The 6591-nt window shown below is 71.6% G+C and carries 7 protein-coding genes; 6 read left to right on the plus strand and 1 reads right to left on the minus strand.

All coding sequences use genetic code 11. The annotated features are described in order from the left end of the window. Positions 1-262: hypothetical protein (locus AC529_RS20475; RefSeq protein WP_198156363.1), on the plus strand; the 262-nt coding region annotated here is incomplete at its 5' end. 18 nt (positions 263-280) lie between these two features. Continuing rightward, entirely contained in the window at positions 281-1060 is a 780-nt protein-coding gene (locus tag AC529_RS09605) for an enoyl-CoA hydratase/isomerase family protein (RefSeq protein ID WP_068755706.1), read from the plus strand. Positions 1061-1182: 122 nt separating this feature from the next. On the opposite strand, the gene AC529_RS09610 is transcribed toward AC529_RS09605, so the two are convergent. Further along, on the minus strand, positions 1183-2685 hold the full coding sequence (locus AC529_RS09610; RefSeq protein ID WP_068755708.1) for a class I adenylate-forming enzyme family protein: 1503 nt from the start codon (positions 2683-2685) through the stop codon (positions 1183-1185). A gap of 120 nt (positions 2686-2805) precedes the next feature. On the opposite strand from AC529_RS09610, the gene AC529_RS09615 reads away from it, so the two are divergent. Genes AC529_RS09615 through AC529_RS09630 form a run of 4 tightly spaced genes read left to right on the plus strand, consistent with a single transcriptional unit; the run spans position 2806 to position 6554 of the window. Continuing rightward, positions 2806-4374: a class I adenylate-forming enzyme family protein gene (locus AC529_RS09615; protein ID WP_068755716.1), complete on the plus strand. Its 1569-nt coding sequence runs from the start codon at positions 2806-2808 to the stop codon at positions 4372-4374. A 28-nt stretch (positions 4375-4402) separates the two neighbouring features. Continuing rightward, entirely contained in the window at positions 4403-5557 is a 1155-nt protein-coding gene (locus tag AC529_RS09620; protein WP_068755717.1) for an acyl-CoA dehydrogenase family protein, read from the plus strand. Next, positions 5554-6078, plus strand: a complete 525-nt coding sequence (locus AC529_RS09625) for a VOC family protein (protein WP_157080146.1) — start codon at positions 5554-5556, stop codon at positions 6076-6078. The genes AC529_RS09620 and AC529_RS09625 overlap by 4 nt, the downstream gene beginning before the upstream one ends. A gap of 26 nt (positions 6079-6104) precedes the next feature. Further along, positions 6105-6554, plus strand: coding sequence for a nuclear transport factor 2 family protein (locus tag AC529_RS09630; protein WP_068755719.1), 450 nt, complete (start codon positions 6105-6107; stop codon positions 6552-6554). Positions 6555-6591 lie beyond the last annotated feature (37 nt).

A 6591-nucleotide genomic window follows, 5' to 3' on the forward strand; every position in this document is an offset into this window, starting at 1 on the left:
CTCGGCCCTGTGGCGGGGCGCGGACGCCCTGCTGCCCCGGGAGGAGATGTTCGAGGCCTACGAGAAGGCCGGCGGCCCCCGCATCGACGAGGACCGCATCCGCTACTACTCGGTCTTCATCGACGCCGAGTACGTGTGCACGTCCTTCCCCCTGCTGAGCGAGTTCGGCCCGCAGGGGGTGCGCGACGCCACCTTCGCCCGCCTGGGCATGGGCGTCCCCTACATGTGCATGGACCACGGCCTCGGCATCATCGGCTACTGACCCCGACCAGGAGTTCCCGTGTCCCTGGAGACCTCGCTCACCGACCGGGTGGGCCTCATCGAACTGAACCGCCCCGACCGGATGAACGCGCTGACCGTCGAGCTGGTCCGTGCCCTGGGCGCGGAGGCGGCCGCCCTGGTGGACCGGGGCGCCCGCGCCCTGGTGCTGACCGGACGCGGGCCGGCGTTCTGCGCCGGGGCCGACCTGTCCCTGGTCGACCGGGCGCTGGCCGAAGAGCCCGGCCCGGTCCTCACTCCCCTGGTCGAGGAGCTGCACCGCTCCCTCAGACGGCTGCGCAGCCTTCCCGTGCCGCTGGTCGCCGCCGTGGAGGGACCCGCGGTGGGCGCCGGCATGGGGATCGCCCTCTGCGCCGACCTGAGGGTCCTCGGCGAGGGCGCCCGGCTGGTCCCCGGCTACATGGGCATCGGCTCCTCCCCCGACGGAGGCGTGTCGTACTTCCTGACCAGGATGGTGGGCGCGGCCCGCGCCCTGTCCCTGCTGCTGCGCAACCGGCCGGTCGGCGCGGCCGAGGCCGCCTCCCTCGGGCTGGCCGAGGAGCCCGTGCCCGACGGGTCGGCGCGCTCCGCCGCCCTGGAGCTGGCCCGGTCGCTGGCCTCCGCCCCGCCGCTGGCCCTGCTGCGGGTGCGCGAGCTGGTCGACCGGGCGACCACGCTGGGCCTGGACGAGCAGTTGGACCTGGAGCAGGAGCGGGTCACCGAGCTGTGGAAGACCCACGACTTCGCCGAGGGGGTCCGGGCCTTCCTGCAACGGCGCGCCCCCGAGTTCCGCGGCGACTGACCGCAGGCCGCCCCACAGCGCGGGCCGCGGCTCCCCTCGGGAGCCGCGGCCCGACCCGTGTGCACGAAACCACCGGAGGGGCCGCCGTCCCCACGGCCACGACGGGACGGCGGCCCCTCCGGTCACTTCGCCAGTTGGGCGCGCAACTGGTGCTTGAGGACCTTCCCGGTGACGTTGCGGGGCAGCTCGGGCACCCGCACCCAGCGGCGGGGGACCTTGTAGCCGGCCAGCCGCTGCCTGGCCCAGGCGCTCAGCTCCTCGTCGGCCGGCGCCTGCCCCACGAGCACCGCGGTGACCGTCTGGCCCCACTTCGGGTCGGGGAGGCCCACCACGGCCACGTCGGCGATGTCCGGGTGCTCGATGAGCACCGCCTCCACCTCGCGCGGGTAGACGTTCTCCCCGCCGGTGATGATCATGTCGTTGCGCCGGTCGGTGATGTGCAGGTAGCCGCGGCTGTCGCGGTAGCCCATGTCGCCGGTGTGGAACCAGCCGCCGCGCAGCGCCTCGGCGGTGGCCTCGGGCCGGTTCCAGTACTGGAGCATCACCGAGGGGCCCCGGCAGACGATCTCGCCGACCTCGCCCGCGGGCAGCGGCCGGTCCTCCTCGTCGACCACCCGCACCTCCAGGCCGATCGCCTCGGTGCCCCCCGAGGACAGCCGCTCGGTGTCGGCCGGGTCGTGGTCGGCGGGCCGCAGGATGGTCTGGCCCCCGGTCTCGGTCATGCCGTACTGCTGGTGGAAGCCGCAGCCGAAGCGCTCCAGGGCGCGCCGCAGCGGACCGGGCTCGATGGACGAGCCGCCGTAGATGACCAGCCGCAGCGCGGACAGGTCGACCTCGTCGATGACCGAGCAGTCCAGCAGCATGGTGATGATCGTGGGGACCAGCACCGTGGTGGTGACCCGCTCGCGCTCCATGGTGCGCAGCGCCCGCTCCGGGTCGAACTCCGGCAGCATCACCACGGTGCCCCCCACCGCGGTGTGGGCGTAGGAGAGGAAGGCGGCGATGTGGAACATCGGCAGGCTGGCCTGGTGCACGTCGGCCGCGCTCGTCTGTAGTTCGACCGCGTTGGTCATCACGCGCGCGGTGAAGCCGAGGCGGTCGACGACCGCGCCCTTGGGCAGGCCGGTGGTCCCCGAGGTGTAGAGGATGGTGGCGGGAAGCTCGGGGTCCTCGGGGTCGGCGCCGGGGTCGGGGACGGCCTGGCGCAGCGCGTCGTCGTAGGAGGGCAGCTCCTGCGGCTCCCCCAGGGCCAGCACGTGGGGGATGCCGACCTCGGCGGCCAGGGAGGCGGCCCGCTTCTCCTCGGCCCGTCCGGCGACGAACAGGCCGGGAGAGCAGTCGGAGAGGATGAAGCCCAGCTCCCGCTCGGTGAGCCGGATGTTCAGCGGGACCAGGGCGAATCCCGACCGCAGGCAGGCCGCCTGGATCTCCACGTACTCCAGTTCGTTGGCGGCCAGCAGGGCCACGCGGTCGCCGGGGCGCAGCCCCCGGGCGCGCAGGGCGGCGCCCAGCCGTCCCACCCGGTCGTCCAGTTCCCGAAAGGTGATCCGCCGGTCGCCCTCGACCACGGCGGTCTTCTCCCCGAACCGGGTCGCAGGACCGCGGACGAGATCTAGGTAGCGCATCCCGCCTCCACAACGGAAATCTAAATCGACATCTTACGTCCACCGTTAAATCACGTTACAGTGCTTCTGTCGGGAACACCAGAGGCGTTTCCTCCTCCTCCGACCGCTAGGAGCTCATCAATGCTGGTCAGCGACATCGTTCGCAACAACGCCCGGTTCTTCGGTGACAAGGAGGCCGTGGTGGTCCCCGGAGGCACCACCCGGACCTGGGCAGACCTGGAGACCCGCACCACCAGGTTCGCCAACGCACTGCTCGGCCTCGGCCTGTCCAAAGGGGACCGGATCGCGCTCTTCTCGCCCAACTGCGGCGAGTTCCTCGAGTTCTTCTTCGCCACCGCCAAGTCGGGGGTCATCGGGGCCGCGGCCAACATCCGGCTGTCGGCCTACGAGCTGTCCTCCTACCTGTCCTACGTGGAGCCCACCGCGCTGCTGGTCCACGCCGACCTGGCCGACAACGCCCGGACCTGGCTGCCGGAGGTGCCCACCATCAGGCACGTCATCGGCTTCGGCGGCGACCACGGCTTCCCCCTCGACCTGGAGCAGCTGATCGCCGACGCCTCCGACGAGGACCCGAAGGTGCCCGTCAGCCCGGACGACATCTACCAGCTCGGCGCGACCAGCGGCACCACCGGAATCCCGAAGGCCGCCATCCTCACCCACCGCAACGCCATCGCGGCCCTGCAGAACTGGCTCGCCGAACTGCCCATCCCCGAACGCGGCACCGCGTTGCAGTGCATCCCGATGTTCTTCAACCCCGGAGGCCCCTCGGGGCTGCACCCGGTGCTGCTCAAGGGCGGGCGCACCGTGATCCCGCCGGCGTTCGACCCGGTCGAGTTCCCGAAGCTGGTCCAGGAGTACCGGGTCACCAACACCACCATCGTGCCCACGATGGTGCAGATGATCGTCTCCCAGCCGGGCGTGGAGGAGTACGACTTCTCCTCCCTGCGCGGCATCATGTCCGGCGGCTCCCCGTACTCGGTCAGCGTGCTCAAGCGCGCCCGCGAGGTCCTCGGCAACGTCCTCTACCCGCTGTACGGCATGGCCGAGAGCTACTCCTGCGGCGCGGTGCTGCGGCCCGAGAACCAGTTCACCGAGGGCACCGAGCAGCAGGTCAGCTGGCTCGCCTCGATCGGCAAGCCGCTCACCTCGATCAGCATGCGCGTGGTCGGCTCCGACGGCGTCGACGTGCCCCACGACGGCACGACCTCCGGGGAGATCTGGCTGTCCGGCCCCACCATGTCCCCCGGCTACTTCAACATGGAGGAGGAGACCGCCAGGAGCCGCCAGGGCGAGTGGTTCCGCACCGGCGACGTGGCCGTCGTCGACTCCGAGGGCTTCGTCACCATCGTGGACCGGCTCAAGGACATGATCATCACCGGCGGCATCAACGTCTTCAGCATCGAGGTCGAACGCGCCGTCCAGGCCCACCCCGACGTGGAGCAGGTCGCCGTCATCGGCGTCCCGCACGAGCGGTGGGGCGAGGCCATCCACGCGGTGGTGCGCCGCCGCGCGGGCTCGACGCTGACCGAGGAGGAGCTCATCTCCTTCGCCGCCCAGCGCCTGAGCAGCTACAAGAAGCCGCGCTCGGTGGAGTTCGTGGACGCGCTGCCCATCAGCGCCACCGGAAAGATCCTCAAGAAGGAGCTGCGCAAGCGGTACCCCGGGTCCACGCAGCAGGTCGCCGGCTGAGCCCTCAGAACCAGGAGACTAGGGACACATGGATTTCACCCTCAGCGCCGAACACCAGGAGCTGCGCCGGACACTGCGGGAGTTCTTCACCCGCGAGGCCCCCCTGGAGGAGGTCACCCGCTTCGACCGGGAGGAGGAGTTCAACTCCGAGCTGTACCGCAAGGCCGCCGAGATCGGACTGTGCGGCATGGCCTTCGGGGAGGAGTACGGGGGCAGCAACGCCGACCAGTTGTCCCTCTGCATCGCGGTGGAGGAGGTCGCCCGCGCCAGCTCCGCCCTCGCCTACGCCTGGCTGCCCACGGCGACCTTCTGCGCCAAGGGCATCGCCCGCTTCGGCACCGAGGAGCAGAAGAAGGAGCTCCTGCCGCAGATCGCGGCGGGAACGGTGCGCATGGCCATGGGCCTGACCGAGCCCGATGCCGGCTCCGACCTGGCGCACCTGTCCACCCGGGCCGTGCGCGACGGCGGCGACTTCGTCGTCACCGGGCAGAAGGTGTTCACCACCGGCGCCGACACCGCCGACTACATCTTCGCCTTCGTGCGCACCGACCCCGACGCCTCCCCCTCCCGAGGGCTGTCGGTGCTGCTGATCCCCCGGCAGGCCGAGGGCGTGACCGTCCGCCCGCTGCGCAAGCTCGCCGGACAGTCCACCCACACCTGCGAGGTGTTCCTCAACGACGTGCGGGTGCCCGCCCGCAACCTCGTCGGCGAGCTCAACCGGGGCGCCGGCATCATCTTCGACCTGCTGGACGCCGAACGGATCTACGTGGGCGCCGAGGGCACCGGCCTGGGCCAGGGCGCCCTGGACCTGGCGCTGAAGTACGCCAAGGAGCGGGTCCAGTTCGGCAAGCCGATCATCGAGCACCAGGCCGTCGGGCACATGCTCGCCGACATGGCGATGGACGTGCAGACCGCGCGGCTGATCACCTGGCACGCGGCCTGGCGGCTGGACCAGGGGCTGGACTGCACCCTGGAGGCGTCCATGGCCAAGGTGTACGGCTCCGAGGCGGGTACCCGCTGCGCCTCGCGCGGCATGCAGATCCTGGGCGGCTACAGCTACATGGTCGAGTACGGGATGGAGCGCTACTGGCGCGAGACCAAGCTGTACGAGATCGCCGGAGGCACCAACCAGATCATGCGCAACATGATCGCCCGGGAGCTGGGACGGCGGGACCTGTGGTGACCGCGAGCGCCGCCGACCTGCCGCTGGGCGTCACCCACGACCACTTCGCGGTGGCGGCCCGGCGCATCCGGGACCTGCTGCCGCTGTACCGGGACGTCCTCGGCGGCACATTCTACCTCGGCGGCGACAACCCCCGGGTCGGCTACCGCGCCGTCCAACTGGAGTTCCTCGGCGGGGGCAAGGTGGAGCTGATGGAGCCGCTGCCGGGGTCGACGTTCCTCGACAGCTTCTTCCGCAGCCACCCGCGGGGCGGGGTGCACCACGTCACCCTGACCGTCCCGGAGGACCTGGAGATCGTCCAGGTCGCCGCGGCCCTGGAGCGCTCCGGCTACCGGGTGCACGGCCTGTCCACCGCCGACCCCGACTGGCACGAGGTCTTCCTCCACCCCCGCCAGGCGCACGGCGTCCTGGTCCAGCTCGCCCGCCGCCGCAGCAGCGCCTACGGGCGCATCACGGACTACACGCTCGACGACGTCCTGGCGGGCAGCGCCCCCAGCTGCTGCGGCGTCCCCAGCCCCTGACCCTCTCGTCCCCGAGGAGACCCACCATGACACCTGACCACGCCGCCGACCGGATCGAGATCCGCGACCTGGCCGCGCGTTTCACCGACGCGGTCAACCGGCGCGCCCCCGAGGACCTGGCCGCCCTGTTCACCGAGAAGGGCGAGTGGCACGTGCCCGGCGTCCCCGAGGCCGTCGGCCGCGAGGCGATCACCGCCCTGCTGTCCGGCCTGCTGGGCAACTTCCCCCACCTGGTCCAGCTCACCCACAGCGGGCACGTCGACGTCTTTGGCGACACGGCCGCGGCCACCTGGTACATCACCGAGTCCGGCGCCGACGCCTCCGGCAACGGCTTCGGGTTCGTCGGCGTCTACACCGACGACCTGGTCCGCACCGCCGAGGGGTGGCGGTTCGCCCGCCGCTCCTTCGCCTTCCTGCAGCGCACCCGCTCGGAGGCCAAGGCTCGCTGGTACCCGCACCCGCGCGCGGCCGGGTGAGCCCCGACTGCCCCGAACGGCGGAGGGGCTCCCAGCA

This window comes from Thermobifida cellulosilytica TB100 (assembly GCF_001517975.1).
In the GTDB taxonomy this organism is placed as follows: Bacteria; Actinomycetota; Actinomycetes; order Streptosporangiales; family Streptosporangiaceae; genus Thermobifida; species Thermobifida cellulosilytica.